The sequence below is a fragment of the Enterovibrio makurazakiensis genome (assembly GCF_050336585.1).
Lineage (GTDB): Bacteria > Pseudomonadota > Gammaproteobacteria > Enterobacterales > Vibrionaceae > Enterovibrio > Enterovibrio gelatinilyticus.
In genome coordinates, this window is the sequence record NZ_JAKJSE010000033.1 from 1 (window position 1) to 26,710 (window position 26,710).

28 protein-coding genes are annotated in these 26,710 nt (G+C 48.4%); 16 read left to right on the top strand and 12 right to left on the bottom strand.

Annotation, left to right across the window (positions count from 1 at the left end; translation table 11 throughout):
- Nucleotides 1-518: 518 nt before the first annotated feature.
- On the top strand, nt 519-1,058 hold the full coding sequence (locus L4D06_RS21845; RefSeq protein ID WP_429741352.1) for a gamma carbonic anhydrase family protein: 540 nt from the start codon (nt 519-521) through the stop codon (nt 1,056-1,058).
- Here the strand turns inward: L4D06_RS21845 and L4D06_RS21850 are convergent.
- The 4 genes from L4D06_RS21850 to tsaC are packed head-to-tail and all read right to left on the bottom strand — an operon-like array spanning nt 1,055 to nt 3,662.
- On the bottom strand, nt 1,055-1,318 hold the full coding sequence (locus L4D06_RS21850) for a DUF1488 family protein (protein WP_429741354.1): 264 nt from the start codon (nt 1,316-1,318) through the stop codon (nt 1,055-1,057). The genes L4D06_RS21845 and L4D06_RS21850 overlap by 4 nt on opposite strands.
- Nucleotides 1,319-1,320: 2 nt before the next feature.
- A complete protein-coding gene (aroE, locus tag L4D06_RS21855) occupies nt 1,321-2,142 on the bottom strand; it encodes a shikimate dehydrogenase (RefSeq protein WP_429741356.1) in 822 nt (273 codons plus the stop codon).
- A 14-nt stretch (nt 2,143-2,156) separates the two neighbouring features.
- Nucleotides 2,157-3,074 carry an oxygen-dependent coproporphyrinogen oxidase gene (gene hemF / locus L4D06_RS21860; protein WP_274166342.1) on the bottom strand — a complete coding sequence of 306 codons (918 nt, stop codon included), beginning with the start codon at nt 3,072-3,074 and terminating at the stop codon, nt 2,157-2,159.
- Nucleotides 3,075-3,104: 30 nt separating this feature from the next.
- The gene (tsaC, locus tag L4D06_RS21865) at nt 3,105-3,662 is read right to left on the bottom strand and encodes an L-threonylcarbamoyladenylate synthase type 1 TsaC (protein WP_429741428.1); all 558 of its coding nucleotides are present in this window, start codon (nt 3,660-3,662) and stop codon (nt 3,105-3,107) included.
- Nucleotides 3,663-3,904: 242 nt separating this feature from the next.
- On the opposite strand from tsaC, the gene purE reads away from it, so the two are divergent.
- Nucleotides 3,905-4,390: a 5-(carboxyamino)imidazole ribonucleotide mutase gene (gene purE, locus L4D06_RS21870; protein WP_274166343.1), complete on the top strand. Its 486-nt coding sequence runs from the start codon at nt 3,905-3,907 to the stop codon at nt 4,388-4,390.
- A 2-nt stretch (nt 4,391-4,392) separates the two neighbouring features.
- On the top strand, nt 4,393-5,538 hold the full coding sequence (locus tag L4D06_RS21875) for a 5-(carboxyamino)imidazole ribonucleotide synthase (protein WP_429741358.1): 1,146 nt from the start codon (nt 4,393-4,395) through the stop codon (nt 5,536-5,538).
- Between the two features lie 72 nt (nt 5,539-5,610).
- Here the strand turns inward: L4D06_RS21875 and L4D06_RS21880 are convergent, their stop codons facing one another.
- From L4D06_RS21880 to L4D06_RS21895, 4 genes are read right to left on the bottom strand one after another with little or no spacing between them, the layout of a single operon-like run.
- Nucleotides 5,611-6,174 carry a DNA topoisomerase family protein gene (locus tag L4D06_RS21880; RefSeq protein ID WP_429741360.1) on the bottom strand — a complete coding sequence of 188 codons (564 nt, stop codon included), beginning with the start codon at nt 6,172-6,174 and terminating at the stop codon, nt 5,611-5,613.
- 35 nt (nt 6,175-6,209) lie between these two features.
- Complete coding sequence (locus tag L4D06_RS21885; RefSeq protein WP_429741362.1) at nt 6,210-6,686, bottom strand: DUF494 family protein; 477 nt, start codon at nt 6,684-6,686, stop codon at nt 6,210-6,212.
- A 2-nt stretch (nt 6,687-6,688) separates the two neighbouring features.
- The gene (gene dprA, locus L4D06_RS21890; RefSeq protein ID WP_274166403.1) at nt 6,689-7,786 is read right to left on the bottom strand and encodes a DNA-processing protein DprA; all 1,098 of its coding nucleotides are present in this window, start codon (nt 7,784-7,786) and stop codon (nt 6,689-6,691) included.
- A 2-nt stretch (nt 7,787-7,788) separates the two neighbouring features.
- Nucleotides 7,789-8,820, bottom strand: a complete 1,032-nt coding sequence (locus L4D06_RS21895) for a LysM peptidoglycan-binding domain-containing protein (RefSeq protein WP_429741364.1) — start codon at nt 8,818-8,820, stop codon at nt 7,789-7,791.
- Nucleotides 8,821-8,939: 119 nt separating this feature from the next.
- Here L4D06_RS21895 and def point away from each other — a divergent pair, with 119 nt between their 5' ends.
- The 5 genes from def (at nt 8,940) to L4D06_RS21920 (ending at nt 14,708) form a co-directional block, all read left to right on the top strand.
- Nucleotides 8,940-9,452 (top strand): peptide deformylase, encoded by a 513-nt coding sequence (def, locus tag L4D06_RS21900; RefSeq protein WP_274166348.1) that lies wholly within the window; start codon nt 8,940-8,942, stop codon nt 9,450-9,452.
- Between the two features lie 7 nt (nt 9,453-9,459).
- Nucleotides 9,460-10,416 carry a methionyl-tRNA formyltransferase gene (gene fmt / locus L4D06_RS21905; RefSeq protein WP_429741366.1) on the top strand — a complete coding sequence of 319 codons (957 nt, stop codon included), beginning with the start codon at nt 9,460-9,462 and terminating at the stop codon, nt 10,414-10,416.
- 99 nt (nt 10,417-10,515) lie between these two features.
- Nucleotides 10,516-11,793, top strand: a complete 1,278-nt coding sequence (gene rsmB / locus L4D06_RS21910) for a 16S rRNA (cytosine(967)-C(5))-methyltransferase RsmB (RefSeq protein WP_429741369.1) — start codon at nt 10,516-10,518, stop codon at nt 11,791-11,793.
- Between the two features lie 77 nt (nt 11,794-11,870).
- A complete protein-coding gene (gene trkA, locus L4D06_RS21915; protein ID WP_429741371.1) occupies nt 11,871-13,247 on the top strand; it encodes a Trk system potassium transporter TrkA in 1,377 nt (458 codons plus the stop codon).
- A 15-nt stretch (nt 13,248-13,262) separates the two neighbouring features.
- Nucleotides 13,263-14,708, top strand: coding sequence for a TrkH family potassium uptake protein (locus L4D06_RS21920; protein WP_274166352.1), 1,446 nt, complete (start codon nt 13,263-13,265; stop codon nt 14,706-14,708).
- Nucleotides 14,709-14,798: 90 nt separating this feature from the next.
- On the opposite strand, the gene trhA is transcribed toward L4D06_RS21920, so the two are convergent.
- Nucleotides 14,799-15,449, bottom strand: a complete 651-nt coding sequence (trhA, locus tag L4D06_RS21925) for a PAQR family membrane homeostasis protein TrhA (RefSeq protein WP_274166353.1) — start codon at nt 15,447-15,449, stop codon at nt 14,799-14,801.
- A gap of 97 nt (nt 15,450-15,546) precedes the next feature.
- Nucleotides 15,547-16,341 (bottom strand): sporulation protein, encoded by a 795-nt coding sequence (locus tag L4D06_RS21930; RefSeq protein WP_274166354.1) that lies wholly within the window; start codon nt 16,339-16,341, stop codon nt 15,547-15,549.
- A 169-nt stretch (nt 16,342-16,510) separates the two neighbouring features.
- Between L4D06_RS21930 and L4D06_RS21935 the strand changes: the two genes are divergently transcribed.
- The 6 genes from L4D06_RS21935 to L4D06_RS21960 all read left to right on the top strand — a co-directional run bounded on the left by L4D06_RS21935 (nt 16,511) and on the right by L4D06_RS21960 (nt 21,717).
- Complete coding sequence (locus L4D06_RS21935) at nt 16,511-17,536, top strand: GGDEF domain-containing protein (protein ID WP_429741374.1); 1,026 nt, start codon at nt 16,511-16,513, stop codon at nt 17,534-17,536.
- Nucleotides 17,537-17,740: 204 nt separating this feature from the next.
- A complete protein-coding gene (locus L4D06_RS21940; protein WP_429741376.1) occupies nt 17,741-17,914 on the top strand; it encodes a hypothetical protein in 174 nt (57 codons plus the stop codon).
- 105 nt (nt 17,915-18,019) lie between these two features.
- The gene (locus tag L4D06_RS21945) at nt 18,020-18,286 is read left to right on the top strand and encodes a YihD family protein (protein ID WP_274166357.1); all 267 of its coding nucleotides are present in this window, start codon (nt 18,020-18,022) and stop codon (nt 18,284-18,286) included.
- 250 nt (nt 18,287-18,536) lie between these two features.
- Nucleotides 18,537-19,964, top strand: a complete 1,428-nt coding sequence (ccoG, locus tag L4D06_RS21950) for a cytochrome c oxidase accessory protein CcoG (RefSeq protein WP_274166358.1) — start codon at nt 18,537-18,539, stop codon at nt 19,962-19,964.
- Nucleotides 19,965-20,091: 127 nt separating this feature from the next.
- The gene (locus L4D06_RS21955) at nt 20,092-21,078 is read left to right on the top strand and encodes a serine/threonine protein kinase (RefSeq protein ID WP_429741378.1); all 987 of its coding nucleotides are present in this window, start codon (nt 20,092-20,094) and stop codon (nt 21,076-21,078) included.
- A gap of 36 nt (nt 21,079-21,114) precedes the next feature.
- On the top strand, nt 21,115-21,717 hold the full coding sequence (locus tag L4D06_RS21960; RefSeq protein WP_274166360.1) for a thiol:disulfide interchange protein DsbA/DsbL: 603 nt from the start codon (nt 21,115-21,117) through the stop codon (nt 21,715-21,717).
- Nucleotides 21,718-21,773: 56 nt separating this feature from the next.
- Here L4D06_RS21960 and yihG read toward each other — a convergent pair whose 3' ends face one another.
- Complete coding sequence (gene yihG, locus L4D06_RS21965) at nt 21,774-22,688, bottom strand: 1-acylglycerol-3-phosphate O-acyltransferase, YihG family (RefSeq protein ID WP_429741381.1); 915 nt, start codon at nt 22,686-22,688, stop codon at nt 21,774-21,776.
- A gap of 133 nt (nt 22,689-22,821) precedes the next feature.
- The gene (locus L4D06_RS21970) at nt 22,822-24,348 is read right to left on the bottom strand and encodes a YifB family Mg chelatase-like AAA ATPase (RefSeq protein ID WP_429741383.1); all 1,527 of its coding nucleotides are present in this window, start codon (nt 24,346-24,348) and stop codon (nt 22,822-22,824) included.
- 457 nt (nt 24,349-24,805) lie between these two features.
- Between L4D06_RS21970 and ilvG the strand changes: the two genes are divergently transcribed.
- Nucleotides 24,806-26,452, top strand: coding sequence for an acetolactate synthase 2 catalytic subunit (gene ilvG, locus L4D06_RS21975; protein ID WP_429741385.1), 1,647 nt, complete (start codon nt 24,806-24,808; stop codon nt 26,450-26,452).
- On the top strand, nt 26,449-26,691 hold the full coding sequence (gene ilvM, locus L4D06_RS21980) for an acetolactate synthase 2 small subunit (RefSeq protein WP_274166364.1): 243 nt from the start codon (nt 26,449-26,451) through the stop codon (nt 26,689-26,691). The genes ilvG and ilvM overlap by 4 nt, the downstream gene beginning before the upstream one ends.
- Nucleotides 26,692-26,710: the final 19 nt, after the last annotated feature.

The following is a 26,710-nucleotide window of genomic DNA, read 5'->3' on the forward strand; positions in this document are numbered from 1 at the left end:
CACAGATTGTATAGGTCAAATTGTTAAAGAACGTTGACTGTAGAAGCGGCTCATTTCGAGTCGTCTTCTCATCGTCAGGGCTGCGAATTCTACGCTGCCAGGCGATGAAGTCAAGAAGAAATTTTGAGATTTTTCAACGTTGCTTTCGCAACCTTCAAAACGTCTTGTTGACTCCCTTCAACCGCGATAAGCACTAGGCTTTTCCGTTGAAGCAGGCGGGCATTCTACTGATTGAGTCGTTAACGTCAAGCGTTTATTTTCAATCAATTTTGAAGCCGTTTTCGCCGTACTGAGTGGGCTGCTTGTTCCGTGTGGAGCAGGTCGCCGTGTCAGTGAGGTCGCATTATAGGGAGGCTTGAGATCTTGGCAAGGCTTTTTGCATGGTTTTTTGCGAAAAACAGCGCGTTCGTTCAGCAATTAACCAAACCGAGCTACTTACATGAAACATTGGTGATGAATTGCACTATTTTTCTCATCCATATAGGCTTGAATTCAAATAATCCTTAAGGGCATAACAAATGCAATCAGTACTTCGAAGTTATAAGGGTGTCTTTCCTAATGTTGGAGAGCGTGTATATCTAGACCCATCATCTGTGATGGTTGGAGACATTACCTTAGGTGATGATGTGAGTATTTGGCCTTTAGTCGCTGCTCGCGGTGACGTTAACCACATCATTATTGGTGACCGATCTAATGTGCAAGATGGTTCAGTCTTGCATGTCACCCATAAAAACAAGGACAACCCTGACGGTTATCCTCTAATTATCGGTAAAGACGTTACCGTGGGTCATAAGGTCATGCTGCATGGCTGCGTTATTGGCGATCGTGTATTGGTTGGAATGGGTGCCATCGTTTTAGACGGTGCCATCATTGAAGACGAAGTAATGATTGGAGCAGGCAGTCTCGTTCCACCGGGAAAACGACTAGAGTCGGGATATCTCTATGTGGGAAGCCCTGTAAAGCAAGCTCGACCGCTGAAAGAAGCCGAGCGTGCATTTTTACAGAAATCATCGGATAACTATGTTGCGACTAAGAACGACTACCTTGCCGAAGGTTAACGAACCCAGATTTCACCTTGGTCATTGAAGTTTTCATCCTCAATGGCTTCTTCTGCAAGATCTTCGAAGTCAAAGCGGTGCTGGTCAAAAGCAGCCAGTATCGCTTCTTCTACTACTAATGCTTCATGTTGACGCTTTCGAATATCATCTATCGATACATAGCAAACAATTAGCGCCCCTGACTGCTGAGCATGAAAACAAACGGCATGTTTGTCTTTATCTATGTCTTGATGATCAGGAAATATAATAGTTTGATTCATAGTTATTCAGCCAAGTTACGGCGAAGCTCCCTTAGCACCTGACCTGTTCCCGGCCGGATGCCACGCCAGATAGTAAAACTTTCCGCAGCTTGCCCTACCAACATACCCAAGCCATCAATCACACGGATAGCACCCTGCTCTTTCGCCCATTGATTACTGCTAGTGAGGCCAGAGCCATACACCATGTCATACACAGTGCTATCTGAGTGAATAACCGTAGCCGGAATGTTCGGATGATCACCCGATAAGCTGGCAGACGTCGAATTAATGACAATATCAAACTCAACGTTACCCAAAGTATCAAAGGATGAAGCAGATACATTTCCGTATTCAGAAAACAAAGAAGCCAGCGTTTCAGCTTTGCTCACCGTTCGATTGGCAATCACTAACGTATTGGGGGTGTGCTTAAGTAAAGGAAGCACCACACCGCGCGCAGCACCTCCCGCGCCGAGCAAGAGGATGTTAGCGCCCTCTAACTGCACATGATGGTTTAGAAGATCCTGAACGAGACCTTCCCCATCCGTGTTATCACCAAGAATGCCGCCATCGTCCAGCTTTTTAAGCGTATTAACCGCGCCGGCTAAACGAGCGCGCTCGGTAAGCATCGTCGCCATCGCATACGCATCTTCTTTGAATGGAACAGTGACATTGCAGCCACGACCACCGTCAGCAAAAAACGCATCCATGGCTTCATTGAAGCCGCCAATAGGGGCTTGCAAGGTTTCATATGACATTGTTTGCCCTGTCTGACGTGCAAACAAGGTGTGTATAAAAGGGGACTTGCTGTGTGAAATCGGATTACCGACAACGACGTATTTATCCATCTACCTACTAAGCCTTACCAATCCCTTGGCGTTAAATAGTCTTTATATAGTATTGCTTCAGGTGAACCCGATTCAGGCTCAAACCCATACTCCCACCTTACAAGCGGAGGCATGGACATTAAAATTGATTCTGTTCGCCCGCCACTTTGAAGGCCAAACAGAGTACCGCGATCATACACTAGGTTAAATTCGACATAACGACCGCGACGATAAAGCTGGAACTGGCGCTCATGCTCTGAGAACACTTTGTCCTTCCGTTTTTGAACAATTGGAAGATAAGCATCGATAAAACCGTCACCCACCGCTTTTATATAGTCAAAAGACGCATCAAAACCCCACGCATTGAGATCATCAAAGAAAAGACCACCAACGCCACGGGTTTCATTTCTGTGCGGAAGGAAGAAATAGCGATCACACCACGCTTTGTGCTCGGCATAAACGGAATCACCAAACGGCGCACAAATTGCTTTTGCGGTATTGTGCCAATGAAGGCAATCTTCTTCGACAGGATAAAAAGGGGTGAGGTCAAACCCTCCACCAAACCACCACACAGGGGCTTCGCCTTCTTTCTCAGCAATGAAGAAACGAACATTGGCATGGGACGTCGGAATGTGTGGGTTTTTAGGGTGAACCACCAAAGACACGCCCATGGCTTCAAAGCTACGCCCAGCAAGCTCTGGTCGATGCGCTGTCGCGGAGCCTGGCATTTTATCACCAAACACATGAGAGAAATTCACGCCCGCTTGCTCAAAAACAGTACCGTCACGAAGGACGCGACTACGACCACCGCCACCAGCATCTCTCTCCCATGCATCTTCCACAAACGCAGCGCCGCCATCTTCATGCGATAACGCATCACAAATACGGTCTTGCAACGAAAGGAGGAAGCGTTTTACGGCATCTTTATCGACTGGTTGGGTGTGGTCTTGCACTGGCGTTCCTTCTTAATCCGATGTTTTTACTTAACCTTGTCGAAGCACCTTACCAGAACGTGCATCGCGGATCTCGGTCGGCCTCTCAAGACCACCCGTTTTTCCCTCTAAAATACAAGCAACACGGTCGCCAAGTTGTGCTTCGACTTCTTCCACTGAGCGACACGGCTCTTCACCGCTCAAATTCGCACTGGTCGATGTAATCGGCTTACCATAGGCAGCACACAGCGCTTTCACATCAGGATGGTCAGAGACACGCACCGCAACGGTATCAAAATCTCCCGTAACCCAACCCGTGATTTTCTCGCCCGCTGGCATCACCCAAGTAACAGGCCCTGGCCAACTCGCCAAAACATCCACTTTCGTTTCTTCGCTTAATCGGCTCATATCGATATACCCATCAAGCTGGAAAAGATCCGATGCAATTAAGATCAGACCTTTGGCGCGATCACGCTCTTTCACATCCAATAAGGTTTGAATTGCTTGAGCGCTATCGGGATCACACCCAACACCAAACACACCTTCCGTCGGATAGGCAATTACATCGCCTTGAGATAAGGCTTTTACACATTGCTCCACGTTGGCCAATGTTCTTCTCCGCATTTTCTTCTTACGCTTTTGCATACTATGACCAATTAGGCATGGCAGACTCAACGTTTTTGTCACACTTCGAAACACACTCTCGAAATTCGTATTGCGGGTAAAAACACCCTCTTTACGATGAAATGCATCGACGCAAACGTTTTCCTTGTGATTTATAACCGATATAATGACGCCGAATTTCTCGTCGTAATGACGTTCGCGAGTACATGGCAGTTACAGGAGCAGTTATGAAAGTCGGCATCATCATGGGTTCAAAATCAGATTGGCCAACCATGAAAAACGCAGCAGACATGCTTGAGCATTTCGGCATCGCGTATGAAACAAAAGTGGTTTCCGCACACAGAACCCCTCAATTGCTTGCAGAATACGCCAGCAATGCTGCTTCTCAAGGTATCAAAGTCATCATCGCTGGTGCGGGTGGCGCAGCACACCTTCCTGGTATGACGGCAGCGTTCACTAGCCTTCCTGTTTTGGGGGTTCCTGTGCAATCAAAAGCCCTCAAAGGCATGGATTCTTTATTGTCTATTGTACAAATGCCAAAAGGCGTTGCTGTTGGCACACTTGCCATTGGCGATGCAGGCGCTGCAAATGCAGGCTTACTCGCTGCACAAATTCTTGCAACGAGTGATGACGACCTGCTAGCTAAAATCGACACCTTCCGTCAGAACCAAACCGACACAGTGTTGGCACACCCAGACCCATCGGTAGAGTAATCATGAATGTATTGGTACTTGGCGCAGGCCAGTTAGCGCGAATGATGGCGCTTGCGGGCGCACCATTGAATCTCACCATTAGCGCTTATGATGTCCGCTCAGGCAACGTCGTTCATCCTGTGACACTGGAAGTGCTTGGTCATGGATTAGAGAATGGCATCGCGAACGCTGACGTCATTACCGCGGAATTTGAACATATTGCCCCCGACGTGCTTCGTCTTTGCCAAGACAGCGGAAAATTCTACCCGGGAGAAGAAGCCATATTAACGGGTGGCGATCGCCGTAAAGAGAAAGCCCTGCTGGACAAAGCTGGCGTTAACAACGCGCGATACCAAGTCATCGAAAATCGCGCTGATTTTGATAACGCCATTGAACGCATTGGTTTGCCGATGATTTTGAAAAGTGCGCTGGACGGGTATGACGGTAAAGGTCAGTGGCGGCTTAAATCATCCGAGCAAACAGATGAAATATGGCAAGACATCGAAGCCTTCCTTGCCGCGTCCCATCAAGCTGACCGTCAATGCGTTATCGCAGAAGAGTTTGTTCGCTTTGATCGCGAAGTATCCTTGATTGGCGCTCGTGGACAAGATGGCAGCCTTGCTATCTATCCCCTCACAGATAACATTCACACTGATGGCATTCTGAGTGTGTCCGTTTCAGCCAATGAGAACGCTACCTTACAAGCACAAGCTGAATCGATGTTTGATGCAGTCGCATCCGCGCTTGATTACATTGGTGTATTGGCGATTGAGTTCTTTGATGTAAATGGCACGCTAATGGTGAATGAAATCGCACCTCGCGTTCACAATTCAGGCCATTGGACACAACAAGGCGCCGATGTTTGCCAATTTGAAAACCACCTTCGCGCCGTGTGCGGGTTGCCATTAGGCAGCGCAAAACGCGTTCGTCCGACAGCAATGATTAATATCATTGGTGAAGTGACAGTGCCAAACAGCATCATGCCTTTAGCTCACGTGCATTGGTATGACAAAGCCCCAAGACCTGGCCGAAAAATTGGTCACATCAACGTCTGTGCCAGTTCGCAAAGCGAACTTGGAGAGCATTTAACAACACTCTCTACGCATTTGTCTGGTGATGAGTTCCCAGCGTTGTTGGAAGCGGCTGATAAACTCAATCAACCACTGTAATCCCGTTTCGATACAAAAAAAGCCGCAAATGCGGCTTTTTTTTGTCTGAGCACTTTATCTGAGTGCCAACCATCAACCTTGTTTGTGCTGACACTTCTTACTCGCACACACCTTCACCATACCTGCAGCGGTTTGCTTCTCTAATAACAACGCAAAACCACACGCTTCGCAGCTTCCTTTTAATGGCTTAAGGTTCACAGCAAACTTACACTTAGGGTACGCATCACAAGCGTAAAACGCTTTACCAAAGCGCGATTTTTTCTCGTGGAGTTGGCCTTTGCCACATTCAGGGCAAGAGACTTCAACACCTTCGCTAACAGGCTCTTGGTCGCGTTTTTCAATATGTTGGCACTCTGGATACGCAGAACAACCAATGAACATACCAAACCGCCCTTGGCGAAGCACCAATTCACTGCCGCATTCAGGGCAAGGTAATCCCAACTCTTTCACCACATGACCATCATTGTGATGCAGCGATTCAACAAAATCACAGGCTGGGTAACCCGTACACGCCTTAAATGGGCCACGTTTGCTGTGTTTAATAACAAGAACGCTGCCACATTGAGGACAGCGTTCTTGTTGTTCTAGTGCATGTTCGTGCGCACTAAATAGCGATTCGTCAATTTTTCCAGCCAAAACTGATTAGCCTCAACAACTTATGGGTGAGCACCTTAGTGAAGGTACTCGTCTTCTGCTGTGCTGTAGAGCAGGTCTTCCATCTGGTCGTACGCGCGCTCGTTTCCAGGCACATTAAACAGCACCATCAAGATCACCCACTTGAGATCTTCCAGTACAAACTCTAGCGTTTCCAACTCCATGACACGATCAATAACCATTTCACGTGTTTCCGGGCTAAGCACACTGATTTGTTCGAGGAAAATAAGGAAGCCTCGGCTCTCTGTATCCAGACGATCCATTTCACTTGGCGTAAAGATACGCATGGACGTCAACGCACTCCCTGTTAAGTAAGGAGATTTGTCGGCATCTTGAAGTAGCGCCAGCTTCTCAAGCCAATTTAACGCTTTATATATATCTTCCTGATGAAACCCTGCTCTGGAGAGTTCATCAGCCAATTCGTCCTGATCTACCAGCAACTCCACATCACTATGGATGTAAGTTTCAAACAGGTACATTAAGATGTCCATCATGGCTATCCCCTCCTCGCTCTGACATAGCCACCGGGTACCGCCGAAACAAGCCCCAGTAACTCTAGTTCTAACAACTTCATCATGATTTCGTGAACGGGCTGATCGCAGATCTCTGCTAGCACATCGACACACCTTGCTTCATTTCCTACGTTAGCCAACACTTCAGGAAATGGCAATTCTTCTTGCGAAACTTGAGCTGGCGTTATGTCTAACTGGTGGTTTATTGCACAACCCGCCAGCGTTCCCACCTGCTCTAATATTTCCTCAACAGACTCGACCAAAAACGCACCTTGCTTAATAAGGCCATTGCTGCCTTTAGCATAAGGGTTATGAATGGAGCCTGGCAAAGCAAATACGTCACGCCCCTGCTCTAACGCTAGACGCGCGGTGATCAATGAGCCGCTTTTCATGGCGGCTTCGACAACCAGCACGCCAGTAGATAGACCGCTGATAATTCGATTTCTTCTCGGAAAAAATGCAGGTTTGGGTGGTGACCACGGCCAAAGCTCTGACACCAGCGCACCAGTCGATATGACATCTTCAGCCAAATCACGATGGCGAGCAGGGTACACTCTTTCAAGCCCAGAGCCTAATACCGCAATAGTACGACCGCCGCCATCGAGTGCGCCGCGATGGGCTCGACCATCTATCCCCAATGCCAAACCACTGGTGACAACCACGTCATGCTTGACCAGCGAAAGAGCAAAGTCATGCGCCATCGCCAAACCCTCAGCGCTGGCATCTCGGCTACCAACAATTGCGATTTGCGGTAATGACAAGACTTCTGGTTTCCCTTGCACAAAAAGGAGCGGCGGTGAACCAGGGATCTGCTTGAGAAGGTAAGGATATCGACTATCGGTAAGGCTAATGATGTGATTATCTTCGGCTTCACACCACGTCATACACTTGTCGATAACCGACCTATCAGGGAACCTAAGCGCCTGTATTTGTGCTGGCTTGAGCCCTAGTGTCGATAACGTCATGTCATCAAGTGCAATGAGTTTTTCTGGCGGGTATTTACTGATTATCTTACTGACGGCAGTGCCGCCAAGCCTTGGTACAGCAGCAAGCCGCAACCAAGACTCAAGCGAAGCATCCACCATTAGCCTTCTACAGAGATCACTGGCATCGGCGCTGAAAGAGGCTGCGCGGCATCGACGACCATTGCCAAACTAAAGTAGGGATAGCTTTTTATCACTAATAATACGCCTACACGCTGATCAGGCAATGTGGTCTCTGCCATCACAGCATTATCAATGTCGCTGTCATAACGCATTTTTCCCTTTGTACCTTTTAACGTTGCGCCTGGCTGCTGTACAGACAGTGCATGACCAGCATTGACACCGTCTTCTGCTCCTCTATCTACAACAACAATTTGTTTCAACCCCACATACTTACTGCCATAAAGGTGCCCAACCAAGTTGCCCTCTAACGCAGCTGGAGCCGCTTGTGGATGAAACACATTCCCGGTTTTTTCACCCAATGCAGGCAACAGAATGTCGTTCGGCTTCACTTCCTGAGACTGCTTGACCAATTTAAACTCGGACATCTCATCCAGCGCTCGAACTAACTTGGCTTCGGCAACTTTCTTCAGGCTAAATACTCTGATGATTTGTTCGTTATCGAGACGCTCGAACTTTGTCACGGTGCGATACACAAACCAATTTTCGGTTTCAACCGACGCATCAATATAGAACGGCGTGCGCTTAGAAATGTAGCTCCAGCCCTCCTGACTGCCTAAAACACGGGGAGCCAAGCTAAGTTCCGCCTCGCTAATTAAAGTATCAAACGTCAAATACTGCTTAAAGACCGACTGTGACGTGGCACTCACGGGAAGCTGATCGACAAGCCGAGAGCCCGAATTCAGCGACAACGTGGGCTTGCCTGATGCCCAATTCAAACGCAGAACATCCCCAGGATAAATCAGATGAGGGTTTTCAATATCTGGGTTTTGTTTCCACAACTTAGGCCATTGCCATGGGTTAGACAGATAGATACCTGCAATATCCCACAAGGTATCTCCTTTGCGAACGGTATAAGATGAAGGCGCATCTTTCGCAACCTCAATACTTGCCGCCATCGCAGTTGCTGACAACAAACCGGCAATACAGAATGTGATTAGCTTTTTAAACATCCCTTGTCTCCAAAAGCATACTTTCGTTTGGATGCTGTCATTTGAAACGCAAAATGTCTAGAATTAGCCCAATTACCAAAGCCGGATACGGCGCAGTTCAATAAATTTAAGAGACGTTTATGAGTGTATTACAGGTTTTGACCTTCCCGGACGATCGCCTACGCACGGTGGCGAAACCGGTTGAAAGCGTCACACCAGAAATTCTAAAAATTGTCGATGACATGTTAGAAACCATGTACGACGAAGAAGGCATTGGCCTAGCAGCGACGCAAGTTGATGTTCATCAACGTATTGTCGTGATCGATATCTCTGATTCTCGTGATGAACCAATGGTCCTGATCAACCCAGAGATCACGGACAAACGTGGTGAAGACGGTATCGAAGAGGGCTGTTTGTCTGTCCCAGGTGCACGTGCTCTTGTTGCTCGCGCATCAGAGGTCACGGTGAAAGCCCTAGACCGCGATGGCAAAGAATTCCAATTCGACGCTGACGATCTGCTGGCGATTTGTGTTCAACACGAATTAGACCACCTTGAAGGCAAACTGTTTGTTGATTACCTGTCGCCACTCAAGCAACAGCGCATCAAACAAAAACTCGAAAAAATCAAACGCGCTAACGAAAAAGTCAGCTGAGGTTTCCTTGAGCCAATCACTACGTATTGTATTTGCCGGTACGCCGGACTTCGCCGCCCGTCACATGGCGGCGTTGTTGTCTTCGCACCATGACGTGGTTGCTGTTTATTCACAGCCAGACCGCCCAGCAGGGCGCGGCAAGAAATTGACCGCAAGCCCAGTGAAAATGCTAGCACTTGAGCATGATATTCATGTCTATCAGCCAGCTAGCTTGAAGTCAGAAGACGCGCAGCAAGAATTAGCCGCTATTGATGCAGATATCATGGTCGTTGTGGCTTATGGTCTGCTGCTACCTAAAGCGGTGTTAGAAACCCCACGCTTAGGCTGTATTAACGTTCACGGTTCTATTCTTCCTCGCTGGCGCGGTGCTGCACCGATCCAACGTGCCATTTGGGCGGGTGATAAAGAAACGGGTGTCACCATCATGCAGATGGATGAAGGCCTAGATACTGGCGATATGCTAAAAATCGCAACCCTGAGCATTGATGCGAACGAAACCAGTGCCACGCTTTATGAGCGATTGGCTGAATTGGGCCCAGATGCATTAGTGAATTGCCTAGATGATATCGCAGCAGGTCGCACCATCGCTGAAAAGCAAGATGATGAGCAAGCCAACTACGCGAAGAAGCTGAGCAAAGAAGAAGCATTGGTAGATTGGACCCTGAGTGCCGTTGAACTTGAGCGCTGCGTTCGCGCGTTTAACCCTTGGCCGATGAGTTATTTCACGCTGACGGCGAATGACACCGAACACAACATAAAAGTGTGGGATGCCGACGTAGACACTGAGCAAACTGACAAAGCACCAGGCACCATTCTATCTGCGGATAAAACAGGCATTCGCGTGGCAACTGGCGATGGCGTATTACGCTTAACCTCGCTGCAGCCACCAGGCAAAAAAGCCATGAGCGCAGCAGATATGCTGAACTCTCGCCGAGACTGGTTTGAACCTGGCAATACCCTTTAATGTCAGAGGCCAGCTTGCTGGCCTTTTTTAGTCGTTAGTAACACTTTTCGTGGTGCATGATTTTAACAACATGCATCACACCCTGACGAAGGTACCTTCATGAATGTAAGAGCTGTGGCTGCACAGGTTATCTATCAGGTGGTAGACCAAGGACAGTCTCTGTCTGCGGCACTCCCTCCTGCTCAGCAAAAAGTTGCTCCACGAGATGGCGCTCTGCTGCAAGAAATCTGTTATGGCGTATTACGCTGGCTCCCTCGCCTTGAATCCATCACCCAAAGCCTGATGGACAAGCCGTTAAAAGGAAAGCAACGCGTATTCCATCACCTTATTTTGGTGGGGCTGTACCAAATCAGCTTTATGCGCATTCCAGCCCACGCTGCCGTGGCTGAAACGGTTGATGCGACCAAGGTTCTGAAAAAACCGCAACTTCGCGGGCTTGTTAATGCCGTATTGCGTAGCTACCAACGTCAACAAGAAACACTAGACGCAGCTGCTGTCGCCCATGACGCAGGAAAATACGGTCATCCAAGCTGGCTGCTCAAGCTGCTGCAAAATGCCTACCCTGAACAATGGGAACAAGTGGTTGAAGCCAACCACGAGAAAGCACCAATGTGGTTGCGTGTTAACCGCACCCATCATACCCGCGACAGCTATCGCGCACTGCTGACGGAGAATGGCATCGAAACCGACATCCATTCTGACGCAGAAGACGCACTTAAGCTTGCTTCACCGTGTGATGTAACGGCATTACCAGGTTTTTCCGACGGATGGGTATCCGTTCAAGACGCTGCCGCGCAACTTTCCATCAATTATCTTCAGCCACAGTCTGGCGAACTGATCCTTGATTGTTGCGCCGCGCCAGGAGGAAAGACCTGTCATATCCTTGAACACAAAGCCGATGCCAACGTGGTCGCTATGGATGTGGACGCAACACGCTTACTCCGCGTGAAAGAAAACCTTCAGCGTTTACAACTAAATGCACAAGTGATTTGCGGTGATGCACGTTATCCTGCAGATTGGTGGCAGGGTGAGGAGTTTGATCGTATTCTGCTGGACGCGCCTTGCTCGGCAACCGGCGTTATTCGCCGCCACCCTGATATAAAATGGCTGCGACGCGCTGACGATATTGACCAGCTTGTCTCACTACAATCAGAGATCCTTGATGCCATGTGGGCGCAGCTAAAGTCAGGTGGCACTATGGTTTACGCGACCTGCTCAATCACGCCACAAGAAAACAGCGAGCAAGTGAAAGCGTTCCTTGCGCGAACCTCTGATGCCGCGTTAATTACAGGCACCGCCGATCGCCCTGGTCGCCAAATTCTACCGGGTGAAGAAAACATGGATGGTTTCTATTACGCTGAACTCAAAAAAGCGTAATGGCACCAAAAACGGGTAACCGCAGGGTTGCCCGTTAATAAAACTAATAACAATGAACTGAGGTTCAGGCAGACGTTATGAAAATTATCATCTTGGGGGCTGGTCAAGTCGGCGGTACGTTGGCCGAGAATCTGGTTGGCGAAAACAATGACATCACCATCGTCGATAAAAACCCCGAGCGCCTCAGAGAGCTACAAGACAAATACGATTTAAGGGTGGTGCAAGGTTACGCCAGTCACCCACCGACACTCCTTGAAGCGGGCGCACAAGATGCGGACATGCTGGTGGCCGTCACCAACTCAGACGAAACCAACATGATCGCTTGCCAAGTCGCCTTCACGCTCTACAACACCCCAAACCGCGTTGCACGGATCAGAAGCCCTGAATATCTCGCCGCCAAAGAACAATTGTTCCAAACCGATGCCTGTCCGGTTGATCACCTGATAGCGCCTGAAGAATTGGTCACGCGTTATATCCATCGATTGATTGAATACCCGGGTGCATTGCAGGTGGTTAACTTTGCAGACAACAAAGTGGGTCTAGTGGCCGTTAAAGCTTACTATGGTGGGCCACTGGTCGGGAACGCGCTCTCAGCCCTTCGCGAGCACATGCCTCACGTAGATACTCGCGTCGCTGCCATTTTCCGTCGCGACCGTCCAATCCGCCCACAAGGCACCACGATTATCGAAGCCGATGATGAAGTGTTCTTCGTGGCAGCGAGCAACCACATTCGCTCAGTGATGAGTGAACTGCAGCGTCTTGAAAAACCTTACAAGCGCATCATGATTGTGGGTGGCGGCAACATCGGTGCAGGGCTCGCAAAAAGCCTTGAACGCGCCTATAGCGTTAAATTGATAGAGCGAAACCCTCGCCGCGCGGAACAACTATCGGAAATTCTCGAAAACACTATCGTGTTCTGTGGTGATGCATCAGATCAAGAATTGCTCAGTGAAGAGCATATCGATCAGATTGATGTCTTTATTGCGGTCACCAACGAAGATGAAGCCAATATCATGTCGGCCATGTTAGCAAAACGCCTAGGTGCCAAGAAAGTCATGGTACTTATCCAACGCGGCGCTTACGTCGATTTGGTTCAAGGTGGCGCCATTGATATCGCGATATCACCGCAACAAGCCACTATCTCGGCACTGCTCACACATGTACGTAAAGCAGATATCGTTAACGTATCGTCACTTCGCCGTGGCGCTGCAGAAGCCATAGAGGCCATTGCACATGGCGATTCCAACACCTCAAAAGTGGTTGGTCGCGCTATTGGGGAAATCAAACTCCCCCCAGGTACCACCATTGGTGCCATCGTTAGGGAAGACGAAGTACTTATCGCTCACGACAAAACGGTTATCCAACAAGATGACCATGTCGTGATGTTCTTGGTGGATAAAAAATATATTCCGGATGTGGAAAGGCTGTTCCAGCCGAGTCCATTCTTCCTCTAATTAGCATCACGGAAAATGGTAAATTTTAGACCCGTACTTTTCGTTATCGGGCTGCTCTTGTCAAAGATCGCCCTTTTCATGTACGTCCCCACCCTGACCGCATTTTTCACAGGTACGGCAGGGTTTCTCGATTTTGGCCTGTCGGTCATCATTACTCACGTCGCCGCATTTCTATGTCTGTCCTTAGGTAAAACAGACAATTTTCGACTCAACGCCCGCGATATGTTCCTCATTACCACATTGGTTTGGCTTATCGCCAGTGCCTTTGCCGCATTGCCTTTTGTGTTTATCAACCACATCAGCTTCACCGATGCCTACTTTGAAACCATGTCCGGCATCACCACAACAGGCTCCACAGTCCTTAGCGGGCTAGACCAGATGGCCCCTGCGATTTTGCTCTGGCGATCCATTTTGCAATGGTTAGGTGGGGTCGGCTTTATCGTGATGGGCGTGGCCATCTTGCCCTTTCTCAATGTCGGCGGGATGAAGCTTTTCCAAACCGAGTCTTCTGATTGGTCAGCAAAATCGAGCCCACGTACCAAGAACGTCGCCATCAGCATCATGATGGTATATGTCTTCTTGTCTGGCTTGTGCTTTATCAGCTACTGGCTCACGGGTATGACGCCCTTTGAAGCGGTGAACCACGCCATGACCACCCTTTCAACTGGCGGGTATTCCACTTCCGACTCGTCAATGAATCGTTTTTCTCATTCGGCGCAATGGGTGGGTACGGTATTTATGTTTGCGGGTGGCTTGCCATTTTTGCTGATGATCCAATCACTCAGACGCCGTAGCCCTTCGTTACTCTTCAAAGATGCGCAAATACGAGGGTTTACCACTCTGGTTATCATCACCTCTTTGATGGTTGCCATCTGGTTAGTGCTTACCAAGGACTACACCACCGCTGATGCGATTCGCGTGTCCATGTTCAACATCGTCTCTGTTGTCACTACCACTGGCTTTGGCCTTGATGATTTCACCGCATGGGGGCCTTTTGCGTCAGTCATTTTTGCGTTTATGTTGTTAGTGGGTGGCTGCTCAGGCTCAACCTCTGGCGGGGCAAAAATATTTCGATTCCAAGTCGCATTAGCTCTGTTGAAAAAACACATTCAGCAACTGGTTCATCCATCGGGCGTGTTTATTCAGCGCTACAACGGTCGCCCTGTGAATGAAGACATCGTGCGCTCCGTGGTTGCCTTCGCCATCACCTACCTGCTCACCATTATTGTGTTAGCAATGATCTTGGCGGCAACGGGGTTAGATGGGATCACCAGCCTAAGTGGAGCGATGACAGCGGTGGCCAATGTTGGCCCTGGAATGGGAACGGTGATTGGCCCAACAGGTAATTTCGCCAGCCTTTCAGATACCGCTAAGTGGGCGCTGTCTATCGGCATGTTGATGGGAAGGTTGGAAATACTCACCGTCTTGGTGTTGTTATTCCCCGTATTCTGGCGTGACTAAACCTCCCCCTCACGGCATTAAAAAAGCCAGCAGTGGATAGCCTCCCTGTTGGCTTTTTTATAAGCCAAGCGCCGTTGGATATATACAGCGCTAAACGTAGAAATAAATCGCCAGAAAATGCAAAACCGTGCCGCCCAATACAAACAAATGCCAAATCGCGTGGTTATAAGGGATAGTGCGCTTAACATAGAAGATAACGCCAAGCGAATAGACCAATCCACCCAGTGCGAGTAACACCAAACCTGCCGTTGGGATTGCGTAGGCAAGCTGATAAATCACCACGACAGACAACCATCCCATTGCCAGATATGTCGCGAGGGAGAGTGATTTAAAACGATAAACAAAGGCTATCTTTAGAATGATGCCAACAAAGGCAATACCCCAAATCAATGCCATGACGCCAATCGCTAGTGGTGTGTGCAAGCCGATCAGCATGAACGGTGTGTAAGTCCCTGCGATCAATAAATAAATCGCACAATGATCGAATGTCTTTAACGCACGTTTCGCTTTTTCTGAAGGAATGGCGTGATACAGGGTCGATGCCAAATACAAAGTGATGATGCTGGCACCATAAACGCTGTAGCTCACAAAGGTCAGCGTATCTGCATGCTCTCCTATCGCTTTTGCTAGCAATAGAATCAATGCCACAATACCAAACACCACACCCAGCCCATGGCTGATGCTACTAGCAATTTCTTCCTTCACAGAATATGAAGGCGAAGCGGGAGCACTGGTCGTCATGAATTCAATCGTCCTTCTCGCAAATACGTCGCAAACGCGGCGTCAGTGATACTGAAAACGAGTATGACACATTTAAGCTTACACGTGTACGCTTAAATTATTCTTCAATTTTATCCAACAATATGTCGATTTCTCGACGAGCTAGCTCTGCCGTTGCGTCCGGCGAAATAGTGAGCGAGCGCTCCACTTTATTGGCGCCAACCAAACGCCCTAGCGCATCTCCAAGCCCTTCACCTTGTCGATATAGCGTTAACGCGAGGTGCAATCCTTTATCATCACAACTCGAAACTAACTCTATGCGCTGTAACAGCTCCACCAGGCGACCCGAAACCGGCGCCAGCTCAATACGTTGCTCAAAAGGCAATGACGACCGTTCAACATCTTGATTGCTGACTTTCTCTATTCGGCAGCCCACGGCTTCAAAACCTTCCAGCACAGCATTGAAACACGCACTCGGGCCAATCGAAAAAAAAGTCTTCGATGAGGCATCTTTACCCATTGGAATATCTAGGTTTGCGACCACCCACACTTTTCCATCCCCCATCGTGAGCGGTGTATGACGAGGGATCTGACATTGCGTATCAAATTGGCGCACTTCTCCAGGCTGCAACGTGAAGGTGTCAGGCAGCTGCCACTTGGCGAGGGAATATGTCATTCGTCGTCTCTGACGTTTACGTCCTTGTTCACCCGTTGTGCGAATTTGCTCCCATCCCATGTAATCACAACAAAGCTCAAACGAAATCGTATCAATCGGTTGTGGCGTACTCCCGCCCGTTATTGTCACTTCGATGGTCGTGGTTTCACCTTGCATGAATGTTTCTTTAGGCATGATGAGTGCAACCTCGGCACTGCCAACGCCGACTTTCGCTAGCGCTTTTTTAAACCATCCCATTGTTATTACTCCTGCTTTTTTACTTCCCAGTATTCATGCGCATCAACCCATTGAGACATACAACATCAACGCTACCGTCACATCTTCTTCTTAAATTCAACTAAGATTATAAAACTGGTAGTCAGTGAAGGTATTTATCTCACTTGATACAACGGAGAAAAAGCCAGCTATGTCAAAAGATAATTTTGCGCTATCTACAACATATTTAAAGAAAGTTGTTCCCTTACTAATGAAACACCAAGTGCCAGCGACACCGACCAATTATGCCCTATGGTATACCTATGTGGCGGACTCAGACACCGACCTCTCGTGGCACATTAATGAATCAATACAAGCGACAGGTACGCTCAGCGAAACACAGTGTGAGCAGCTATATCAATCTCACTTTGCGGATAAAAAAGTCAAGGAAGCGGATGATTTCCAGCAAAGCTTACAGGCTTTAGCATTGGAAATGGGCAACACCATGGAAGATACGCTCAAAGACACTGATACATTTCAAAACACGTTAGATAAAACCTTCTCCCAACTCTCGCGCGTCGGCGAAGAAACATTGTCGATGGATGAAACTATCGCCGTTGTTCGAAGTGCCGTTAAAGGGTCAAACCAAATTCGCCAATCGACAAGTTTCTTTAAAAACCAATTGGCTGATGCGCAAAGAGAAATCGCACGGCTTAAAGAGACATTGGCACAAGCTAACGAAGAAGCGTTGCATGATGCATTGACAGGCATATTCAACAGACGAGCCTTTGACTCAGAGTTAGGCGCACTCGCCAATAGCCCGCCACCAAAAGGCTTTTCATTGCTACTTTGCGATCTCGACCACTTTAAGAACTTCAATGATACCTATGGTCACTTAATGGGTGATCAGGTACTCAAGCTCACCGCAAAGCGATTGTCGGATTACTGCCGTGAAGGCATTCAAGCCTTTCGCTATGGTGGTGAAGAGTTCGCTTTGCTCGTGCCAAACCGTCAATTGAAGGGCGCTTGCCGTGTGGCAGAAACCATTCGGGCGAGCATCGATAAATTGGTCATTAAAGACAAAAAAACCAGCAAAAAACTCGACAACATCACTGTGTCTATCGGCGTTGCTCAATTTGACAAAGGGGATAGCATTCGCAGCATGATTGCCCGTGCTGATACCCAGTTGTACGAAGCAAAAAACCTCGGAAGAAATCGGGTCATGCCGATTCCTTAACTCCGTAAACTGTTCAAGAAAAAGCCGTGAATACGGCTTTTTAATTTTTTTTAACTTGGTGCTTTTTTAAACAATCTGTTTTTGATATGCTCCGCGCGAAATTTCATTTCAGAGTGGAATTACAGCAAGGCTATCAGCCATCGGAACCCCTGAATCACTCTGCTATCAACCTCGTCATGGATGCGCGAAAACTGAGAAACTTAAATGCGCCCTGTTACTGTTCGCACCGTTCGTGTTACTCGTACCCCTGCACGTATGCGCTCTACTTCGTTTGCTCCAACGTTTAAAGCATCATCAAAAACATCGACGCCTGATCTGACATTGATCCGCCCAACCCCAGTGTTAAACCCCGAAGAGCCTACTGGCGAAGCGGCATAAGACGACATAGCTTGCACATAGTGATTCTGGTACTGTAGGGCGAATAAGCCATATAAAAACCAAGGCTATTTTTTAACACTGTGTTAGCCCAAATTGGAGTCATCAATGAAATGTCATCGCGTTAACGAACTGATAGAACTGCTTCACCCAGAATGGCAGAAAGAACCCGAGCTGAATCTGATGCAAATGATCGGCAAACTCGCCAAAGAAGCGGGTTATGAAGGTCAACTGGATGCACTCACTGATGATGTGCTGATCTATCACCTGAAAATGCGTAACAGCAGCAAGGATGAAATGATCCCAGGTCTCGCGAAAGATTGTGAGAATGACTTCAAAACGGCAATATTGCGAGCACGTGGCATTATCAGCTAATCTCGCCACAGAATTCCAGACAGAAAGCGAAGCTAGACAGCTTCGCTTTTTTATTACAATACAATCATCTGTTACACGTCATCAGCACTTACGTCGACCAATTTTCCACCATACGCACAGAATTCTTTGCATCCACTACGGTATAATCTACGGTCTAATATTGATGTAAATTCTAATCAAAAGATGCGTGGGCAACGTACCCAAGCAAATTAACCGGGAGAACCGGTTTGACCCAAGGAATGCAAGTGTCATGAGCAAGGATAAAATAGACGTCAAAGACGTTACTCCCAAAGAGTTTAACCCAAAAACCCACAAAGGCAGCGGCGACCGCTTTAACCCCAGCAATCGTATTTATGTGCGAGAAGCCAAAGGGATATACCAGAAACTCCGCCAAAAAATGGGCTGGTTTTTCATGCTGCTTTTCGTTCTCACGCCGTGGATTCAGTATGGCGACAGACAAGCCATCTTGATTGATATTGGCAAACAGCAATTCAATTTTTTCGGCACAACCTTGTGGCCACAAGATCTAACACTGCTCGCGTCGGTATTAATGATCGCTGCGTTTGGCCTTTTCTTTATCACCACCTTTTTAGGCCGCGTCTGGTGTGGATACCTTTGTCCTCAAACGGTGTGGACCTTCATCTATATTTGGTTTGAAGAAAAGCTAGAAGGCCCCGCCAATAAACGACGCTCTCAAGACCAAAAGCCAATGACATCAGGCTTGTTCGCCAGAAAAACCGTGAAGCACCTTTGTTGGTTTGCTGTGGCACTGCTGACAGGCTTAACTTTTGTCGGCTACTTTGTTCCCGTCAAAACCCTGTTCATTGAATTTTTCACCTTCTCAAGTAGCTTCTGGATTGTTTTCTGGGTCTTATTCTTCAGTGTGTGTACTTACGGCAACGCTGGCTGGATGCGCTCTATCATGTGTATTCACATGTGTCCGTACGCCCGTTTTCAGTCCGCGATGTTCGATAAAGACACTTTCATTGTGGGTTACGACAAAGAACGAGGCGAAGCGCGCGGTCCAAGGCCTCGTAAGAAAGACCCGAAAGAGTTGGGATTAGGGGACTGCATTGACTGCAATCTTTGCGTGCAAGTGTGCCCAACGGGCATCGATATTCGCGATGGTTTGCAGTATGAGTGCATCAACTGCGGTGCCTGTGTCGATGCGTGTGATGCAACCATGGAGCGCATGAACTACGCCAAGGGCCTGATCAGCTATACCACTGAGCACAAACTCGAAGGACATAAAGTCGATATCATGCGCCCTAAACTCTTAGGCTATGGTGCAGTTATGGTAGCGATGTGTGTCCTATTCTTCTACCTATTGTCCGCCGTGCAGCCAATGCGCCTCGATGTGATAAGAGACCGTGCACAGCTGTTTAAAACCAATAGCGATGGCTTAATTGAGAATACATACACCTTGAAAATTCTCAATAAAACCCAGCAGCCAGAAACTTACAACCTCTCTGTATCAGGGATTGATGGCATCGAATGGTATGGGAAACAACAGGTATCTTTAAAGGCGGGCGAAATATTTACCTTACCCGTGAGCCTAGCGATTGACCCGTATGAACTTACAACACCGGTGACTAACATCATGTTTGTGCTTGAACGACAGTCGGGTGATGATCAGAAATCCGTGCAAACAGAAAGTCGTTTTATCAGCAAACTGTAAATATTAACGTTGTTCAAAGGGCGCATCATTGCGCCCTTTTTCATTGCCGCACATTTTTCACCGTAATCATCACCCACGCCATGTTCTCTGATACCATCGCGTATCATCACCCACACGAAGTGATCCTATGAGCGACGCGCAATTTAACTACCAACAACTGACCCCCGACACGCTGCTCAATGCACTCGAGTCGGTCGGCATTCGTCCTGAGTCTGGTTTACTGGCGCTAAACAGCTATGAAAACCGCGTCTATCAGTTTCAAGATGAAGAACGTCGCCGTCTGGTGACCAAGTTTTATCGCCCACAACGCTGGAGCGATGAGCAAATCCTCGAAGAGCATCAATTCGCGCTCGATTTAGAAGACGCCGACATTCCTGTGGCAGCTCCTATGCAGCTCAACGGAACCACCCTGTTCAATTACGACGGCTATCGTTTTGCGGTTTTCCCCAGTGTTGGTGGACGTTCGTTTGAAGTGGACAACTGGGATCAGCTTGAAATGGTGGGGCGCTTTCTGGGGCGTATTCATCAAGTGGGTACAAGCAATCCATTTATTCATCGCCCAACATTGGGTCTTGAAGAATATGTCCTGCAGCCTCGCCGCGAGCTCGAAAACAGTACGTTCATTCCAATGCATCTCGAAAACAGCTTTTTTTCTGATCTCGATCGATTGATTGGCGTACTGACATCGCAATGGAACAATCAGTGGCCGAGTATTCGTCTTCATGGCGACTGCCACCCAAGCAATATTCTGTGGCGAGATGGGCCAATGTTCGTCGATCTCGACGATGCGCGAAACGGACCCGCCATTCAGGACATCTGGATGTTACTCAATGGCGATCGAGGTGATCGACTCGCACAACTCGATACCATTGCGGAAGCCTACTCGGAATTCCACGATTTTCCGCATCAACAGTTGCAACTTATTGAACCTTTGCGTGGTCTCAGAATGGTGCACTACATGGCGTGGCTGGCAAAACGTTGGCAAGATCCTGCATTTCCTCGTGCATTTCCTTGGTTTGCTGAGGCAAAATACTGGGAAAATCAGGTCCTCGCCTTTAAAGAACAATTAGCGGCACTAGAGGAACCCGTGCTGTCACTAACGCCTCAATGGTAGGCCGAATAATAACAATACCCAGGGAGAAAGAACGTTATGTTGAAAAAATTGTTAGCCTTTGCAGCAGTCACTATGCTGGCATTTTCGGCACATGCAGCACGCTTTAATGCGGGTGAAGATTATCAGGTATTGGATTTGCCAAAAACCGAGTCACCAACCGTGACCGAATTCTTTTCTTTCTACTGTCCGCATTGCAACAAAAGCCAAGGCTTGATGGCAGAACTGAAGAAGCAGATCCCAGAGAATGTCGCCTTTAACAAGAACCATGTTTCTTTTATGGGTGGCAACATGGGTAAATCGCTAAGCAAAGCGCAAGCAACTGCGGTTATGCTCGGCGTGGAAGACAAAATGATGCCGGTAATTTTCAACCGTATTCACCTTCTGCAAAAACCACCACGTGATGATGAAGAGCTACGTCAGATGTTCATTGATGAAGGCGTAGACGCCGCGCAATATGACGGCACCTTCAACAGCTTTGCTGCAAACGCAATGGCAAACCGCTTTGATAAAGCATTCCAAGCATCAGGCCTTCGTGGTGTGCCTGCGGTTATCGTTAACGGTAGATACCACGTGACTCCGAAAACCATCAAATCCACTGATGATTACTTTGCGCTGGTGAACTTCCTGCTTACGCAATAAGAAATTCAGATATAAAAAAGGGCCTATTGGCCCTTTTTTTGTTTCTCGCCCAGCAATTACGCTGCATTCGATTCTCGCGATGAGTCTGCGTATTGGTGAACGCCTTCACCATAGATAGCACTTAGCTCACTGTCTTTCTCTTGCCAACGTTGATAAAGCCACTGCTGAAAATCACGCTTAAAGTCTTTATCATTAAAGTAATCCCCCGTGACCTGAGCATCAACTGGCAAGGAATCAATCCGAACGACAATCTTTTTCATCTTCCCAGATAACAGCGCTTTAAAAGGCAACACTCGGTTTTCCGGATAGGCGACGGTGACATTAATAATGGCATCAAATTGATCGCCCATTGCACCCAAGGTGTAGGCAATACCACCCGTTTTTGGCGCAAGGAGATGAGTAAATGGCGAACGAGTTTGGCGGTGTTTTTCAGGCGTAAAACGCGTTCCTTCCACAAAATTGACGACAGTTGTGGGGGTTTGACGAAAGCGCTCACACGATTTTCGCGTTGTGACTAAATCACGCCCGCGCTTGTGTGGATGCTTAAGTAAATACTGACGTGAGTAACGCTTCATAAAAGGCATATCCACCGCCCAACAGGCTACCCCTAAAAACGGGACATACAAAAGCTCCTGCTTAAGGAAAAACTTCGCCATTGGAATACGGTTACGAAACACGGAGAAAACAACCACAATATCCGTCCAGCTTAGGTGATTGCAAATCAGCAAGTACCAGCCTTCTTTACTGAGTGATTCCCCGCCTTGCACGTCCCATTCTACCGAGGAGGTCAGATTCAACATTTTGTGATTAAGCGTTGCCCAGACCCACATGACCCCGTTACTGATCCGCGTAATTGCTCTTTGCGCCGCAGTAAAAGGCAATATCAGTTTGATGAGCGCCAATAGACAGAGAAACAAAGCGCTCACTGCCGTATTGAGGCTGACAAAAAGCAGGTTCAGGAGCAAAACCAAATCAATTATCCCTAAGCGGAAAATGCAGAATTCATCGAAGCCGTATGATACGACGCTGAAATAGAAAACACCATTCAGTTACACGCAGTGACTCAAGGTCAAAGGTTTCACCGTCAATCACCCGTTCGCTTTCCTAACTTGCCAATGAGGTCAACTGTTTGAGTAATCGGTCCATGGCTCGATAGCCTAAAGCTTCTGCAAGGTGTCCACGTTGGATGTCTTGCTCGCCGGAAAGATCGGCAATGGTACGCGCCACTTTGATGATGCGATGATACGCCCGAATTGACAGCCCTAAGCGATGTAGCGCGGTCTCAAGAAAATCCGCATCCGCTTTTGATAGCGGACAATAGGTTTCAATTTCACGACTCGACAGCAAACAATTGACCTTACCTGCACGCGCGAGCATCAAGGCACGTGCGCGTTCTATCCGCGCTTTAACCACGCTGGTCGGTTCGCCGCGATCCCCCCCTTCCGCCAAGGTGCCTCGAGGCAAAGCAGGTATCTCAATGGATAAATCAAAACGATCTAAAAATGGGCCAGACAAACGATTCAAGTAACGCAACGTGGCCTGCGGGTTAGATCGTGCCAACTGTCCTTCATAGTGACCCGTTGGACTTGGGTTTAGCGCCCCGACTAACTGAAAGCGAGAAGGGAAAAGGGTTTTACTGTTGGCTCGAGAGATCATGACTTCGCCTGACTCTAATGGCTCTCTCAACGAATCTAAGACTTTGCGTTCGAACTCAGGCATCTCATCAAGAAAAAGAATGCCATTATGCGCCAAAGAGATTTCGCCCGGTTTCGGCACAGTACCTCCGCCCACCAACGCTGCCATGGAGCTAGAATGGTGAGGCGAACGAAACGGTCGCTGACGCCAATTCCCCTCATGAAGCGGACGCTCTGTCAGAGAAGTAATGGCTGCGGTTTGAAGTGCCTCGGTATCACTCATGGGCGGAAGCAAATCCGCCATTCTCGACGCCAACATGGTTTTACCCGTCCCTGGTGGGCCCAAAAATAGCAAATTATGGGATCCAGCGGCTGAGATCTCTAGCGCGCGTTTGCCTTGTTGCTGACCAATAATGTCTTGCAGACAACGATGGTTTTCGTGCGTGACGGTCTCCATGTTGTCTGGCTCTTTTAACGATAAGTGACCTTGACCACTGAGATGTCGACACACAGCATTGAGATCAGGCGCGGATAAATGCGTATCTCGCCCCACCAGCGCAACTTGGCCTCCGTTATCATCCGGCACCACTAAACGTCGCCCTGCCTCGCGACAAACAACCGCAGCGGGCAATGTGCCTTTCACGGCACGAAGCTGTCCTGAGAGTGCAAGTTCTCCAACAAACTCGTGTTGATTGAGTGTCGTCATTGGAATTTGACCAGAAGCCGCCAACACGCCAAGCGCGATAGGTAAGTCAAATCGCCCGCCATCTTTGGGCAAGTCAGCAGGCGCAAGGTTGACAGTGATACGCCGGGCAGGAAATTCGAAGCCGGAATTCACGATGGCACTACGCACGCGATCTCGCGCTTCTTTTACCGTCGTCTCAGCCAATCCAACCAAGTTGAAGGCAGGAAGACCATTACTGATATGAACTTCAACGGTCACTTGTGGTGCGCCGACACCGACACAAGCCCGGCTTTGAATAATGGCAAGATTCATAACGCCCCGTAGCTATCTATTTAACTATCAACTAGTTAAGTGCATAAAGAGATAGTATTACTGCATTACGATGCTAAAAAAGTAAAAACTGGTCAGTTTTTACTTGTCATGCGACGAACGTCTGTGATACCACTAGGGGCAGACAACAAGTATGCAAACAAACATTGACATAAACGCTCATCACCTAACATTCGGTGGTTAACGTAAGAGAAAAAATGAATTTATCAACTCGCGCCCTCGTCATTATTATTTCAATTATCGTGGTGGTACTACCGCGAGGGGCAGCGACGTTTAGAAAGTAACAAAAACATCGCAACCAGCCCCCGCATCGAAAGGTTCGGGGGCTTTTTAACATTGGAAGTCCGGTTGTAAACGCATAAGGAAAACGCGGTATGGAAACACCACAGGAAGCAGGGCAACAGCGCTTCTCTCTCAATTCAACAGAGGGGAAGCTCAAATGACAGGTGCACAGTTAGTAGTAAGCGCATTGCGCGAGCAAGGCGTAGAAACCATCTTCGGTTACCCAGGCGGCGCTATCATGCCCGTTTACGATGCCCTTTATGACGGTGGCCTTGATCACGTACTTTGTCGCCATGAACAAGGTGCTGCGATGGCTGCTATCGGTTATGCACGTTCAACTGGCGGTGTGGGCGTCTGCCTTGCCACCTCCGGCCCTGGTGCGACCAACCTGATCACCGGCCTCGCTGATGCCATGATGGACTCCGTGCCTATTGTCGCTATCACAGGTCAAGTCGCCAGCCCCCTTATCGGTACCGATGCCTTTCAAGAAGTCGACGTACTCGGCCTTTCCCTTGCGTGTACTAAACACAGTTTTCTGGTGACTGATCAACGTGATTTAGCCAAAACCCTGGCAGAAGCCTTTGTGGTTGCTAAAGAAGGCCGTCCCGGCCCTGTGCTGGTGGATATCGCTAAAGATGTTCAACTCGGACAAATCGACGAGACAACCGCGCCGAACATTCCTTTGCCTTCCGCACCAAACGTGTCAATCACATCACTGCAAGAAGCCAACGCGCTGATTGCCGCAAGCAAGCAGCCTATCGTGTATGTCGGCGGGGGTGTTCAATTGGCACACGCAACAGACACGCTGCGCCAATTTCTGAATCACAGCCAAATCCCTGCAACCTGCACATTAAAAGGGTTAGGGTCGGTACATCGCGATTACCCGTACTACTTAGGTATGTTAGGTATGCATGGCACAAAAGCCGCTAACCTCGCGGTTCAACAATCCGATCTCTTGATTGCAATTGGTGCTCGCTTTGATGACCGCGTGACCGGAAAGCTCGATACCTTCGCACCGAATGCGACCGTGGTGCACATCGATATTGATGCCGCAGAGTTTAATAAGCTTCGCCGTGCAAACGTCCCTCTTCGCGGCGATCTGAATGTCGTCTTACCACAGCTTGGTGAGCCCGCTGATATCTCCGAGTGGCAAGAGAGCATCGACACCATGATGAAAGATTTCGGTTGGCGATATGATCATCCGGGCGACGCCATCTATGCGCCGCTGCTGTTAAAGCAACTTTCTGACATGATGCCAGATTCAACCGTGGTCGCGACCGATGTAGGGCAACACCAAATGTGGGTTGCTCAGCACGTACAACCACGTCGCCCTGAAAACTTACTGACATCAGCAGGGCTCGGCACCATGGGCTTTGGCTTACCCGCCGCCATGGGCGCAAAAATGGCAAGGCCAAAAGATCAGGTTGTATTAGTTTCGGGAGATGGTTCATTTATGATGAACGTTCAAGAGCTAGGAACTTTAAAACGACGTAATATACCCGTCAAAATGGTGCTGTTGGATAATCAGCGCTTAGGGATGGTTCGTCAGTGGCAGGAGCTGTTTTTCGACAAACGCTTTAGCGAAACCAATTTGTCTGACAACCCGGATTTTGTCACGCTCGCAAGCGCGTTCAACATTCCTGGTAAGACCATCACCTGTAAAGAAGAGGTCATCCCTGCTCTACAAGAGATGATGGCCAGTGACACAGCCTACCTGCTGCATGTTGCTATCTCAGAGGAAGAGAACGTATGGCCGCTGGTTCCACCCGGCGCCGCCAACCAGGATATGTTGGAGAGAACATGAGCCAATCACATACCCTCATTATTGAAGCGGACGATAAGCCTGAATTGTTGGAGCGATTGCTTCGCATCGTACGTCACCGTGGCTTTCGCCTTACCCGCTTAGACATGCATCATACAGACAGTAATGATGTGGTTGAAATTACCCTGAAGGTGGAAAGCACTCGCCCTGTTACCAACCTTCATAGCCAATTAGACAAATTATGGGATGTCTCACACGTACGTCTGCTCCCGCAAGAATAACTGTAGTGCGTTACTAAAA

What these genes read in the sequence shown, in the direction of transcription:
- L4D06_RS21845 (WP_429741352.1), top strand. Translation starts at nt 519, where the DNA reads ATGCAATCAGTACTTCGAAGTTATAAGGGTGTCTTTCCTAATGTTGGA.
- L4D06_RS21850 (WP_429741354.1), bottom strand. Translation starts at nt 1,318, where the DNA reads ATGAATCAAACTATTATATTTCCTGATCATCAAGACATAGATAAAGAC.
- aroE (WP_429741356.1), bottom strand. Translation starts at nt 2,142, where the DNA reads ATGGATAAATACGTCGTTGTCGGTAATCCGATTTCACACAGCAAGTCC.
- purE (WP_274166343.1), top strand. Translation starts at nt 3,905, where the DNA reads ATGAAAGTCGGCATCATCATGGGTTCAAAATCAGATTGGCCAACCATG.
- L4D06_RS21875 (WP_429741358.1), top strand. Translation starts at nt 4,393, where the DNA reads ATGAATGTATTGGTACTTGGCGCAGGCCAGTTAGCGCGAATGATGGCG.
- L4D06_RS21885 (WP_429741362.1), bottom strand. Translation starts at nt 6,686, where the DNA reads ATGATGGACATCTTAATGTACCTGTTTGAAACTTACATCCATAGTGAT.
- L4D06_RS21895 (WP_429741364.1), bottom strand. Translation starts at nt 8,820, where the DNA reads ATGTTTAAAAAGCTAATCACATTCTGTATTGCCGGTTTGTTGTCAGCA.
- def (WP_274166348.1), top strand. Translation starts at nt 8,940, where the DNA reads ATGAGTGTATTACAGGTTTTGACCTTCCCGGACGATCGCCTACGCACG.
- rsmB (WP_429741369.1), top strand. Translation starts at nt 10,516, where the DNA reads ATGAATGTAAGAGCTGTGGCTGCACAGGTTATCTATCAGGTGGTAGAC.
- trkA (WP_429741371.1), top strand. Translation starts at nt 11,871, where the DNA reads ATGAAAATTATCATCTTGGGGGCTGGTCAAGTCGGCGGTACGTTGGCC.
- L4D06_RS21920 (WP_274166352.1), top strand. Translation starts at nt 13,263, where the DNA reads ATGGTAAATTTTAGACCCGTACTTTTCGTTATCGGGCTGCTCTTGTCA.
- trhA (WP_274166353.1), bottom strand. Translation starts at nt 15,449, where the DNA reads ATGACGACCAGTGCTCCCGCTTCGCCTTCATATTCTGTGAAGGAAGAA.
- L4D06_RS21930 (WP_274166354.1), bottom strand. Translation starts at nt 16,341, where the DNA reads ATGGGATGGTTTAAAAAAGCGCTAGCGAAAGTCGGCGTTGGCAGTGCC.
- L4D06_RS21935 (WP_429741374.1), top strand. Translation starts at nt 16,511, where the DNA reads ATGTCAAAAGATAATTTTGCGCTATCTACAACATATTTAAAGAAAGTT.
- L4D06_RS21940 (WP_429741376.1), top strand. Translation starts at nt 17,741, where the DNA reads ATGCGCCCTGTTACTGTTCGCACCGTTCGTGTTACTCGTACCCCTGCA.
- L4D06_RS21945 (WP_274166357.1), top strand. Translation starts at nt 18,020, where the DNA reads ATGAAATGTCATCGCGTTAACGAACTGATAGAACTGCTTCACCCAGAA.
- ccoG (WP_274166358.1), top strand. Translation starts at nt 18,537, where the DNA reads ATGAGCAAGGATAAAATAGACGTCAAAGACGTTACTCCCAAAGAGTTT.
- L4D06_RS21955 (WP_429741378.1), top strand. Translation starts at nt 20,092, where the DNA reads ATGAGCGACGCGCAATTTAACTACCAACAACTGACCCCCGACACGCTG.
- L4D06_RS21960 (WP_274166360.1), top strand. Translation starts at nt 21,115, where the DNA reads ATGTTGAAAAAATTGTTAGCCTTTGCAGCAGTCACTATGCTGGCATTT.
- L4D06_RS21970 (WP_429741383.1), bottom strand. Translation starts at nt 24,348, where the DNA reads ATGAATCTTGCCATTATTCAAAGCCGGGCTTGTGTCGGTGTCGGCGCA.
- ilvG (WP_429741385.1), top strand. Translation starts at nt 24,806, where the DNA reads ATGACAGGTGCACAGTTAGTAGTAAGCGCATTGCGCGAGCAAGGCGTA.
- ilvM (WP_274166364.1), top strand. Translation starts at nt 26,449, where the DNA reads ATGAGCCAATCACATACCCTCATTATTGAAGCGGACGATAAGCCTGAA.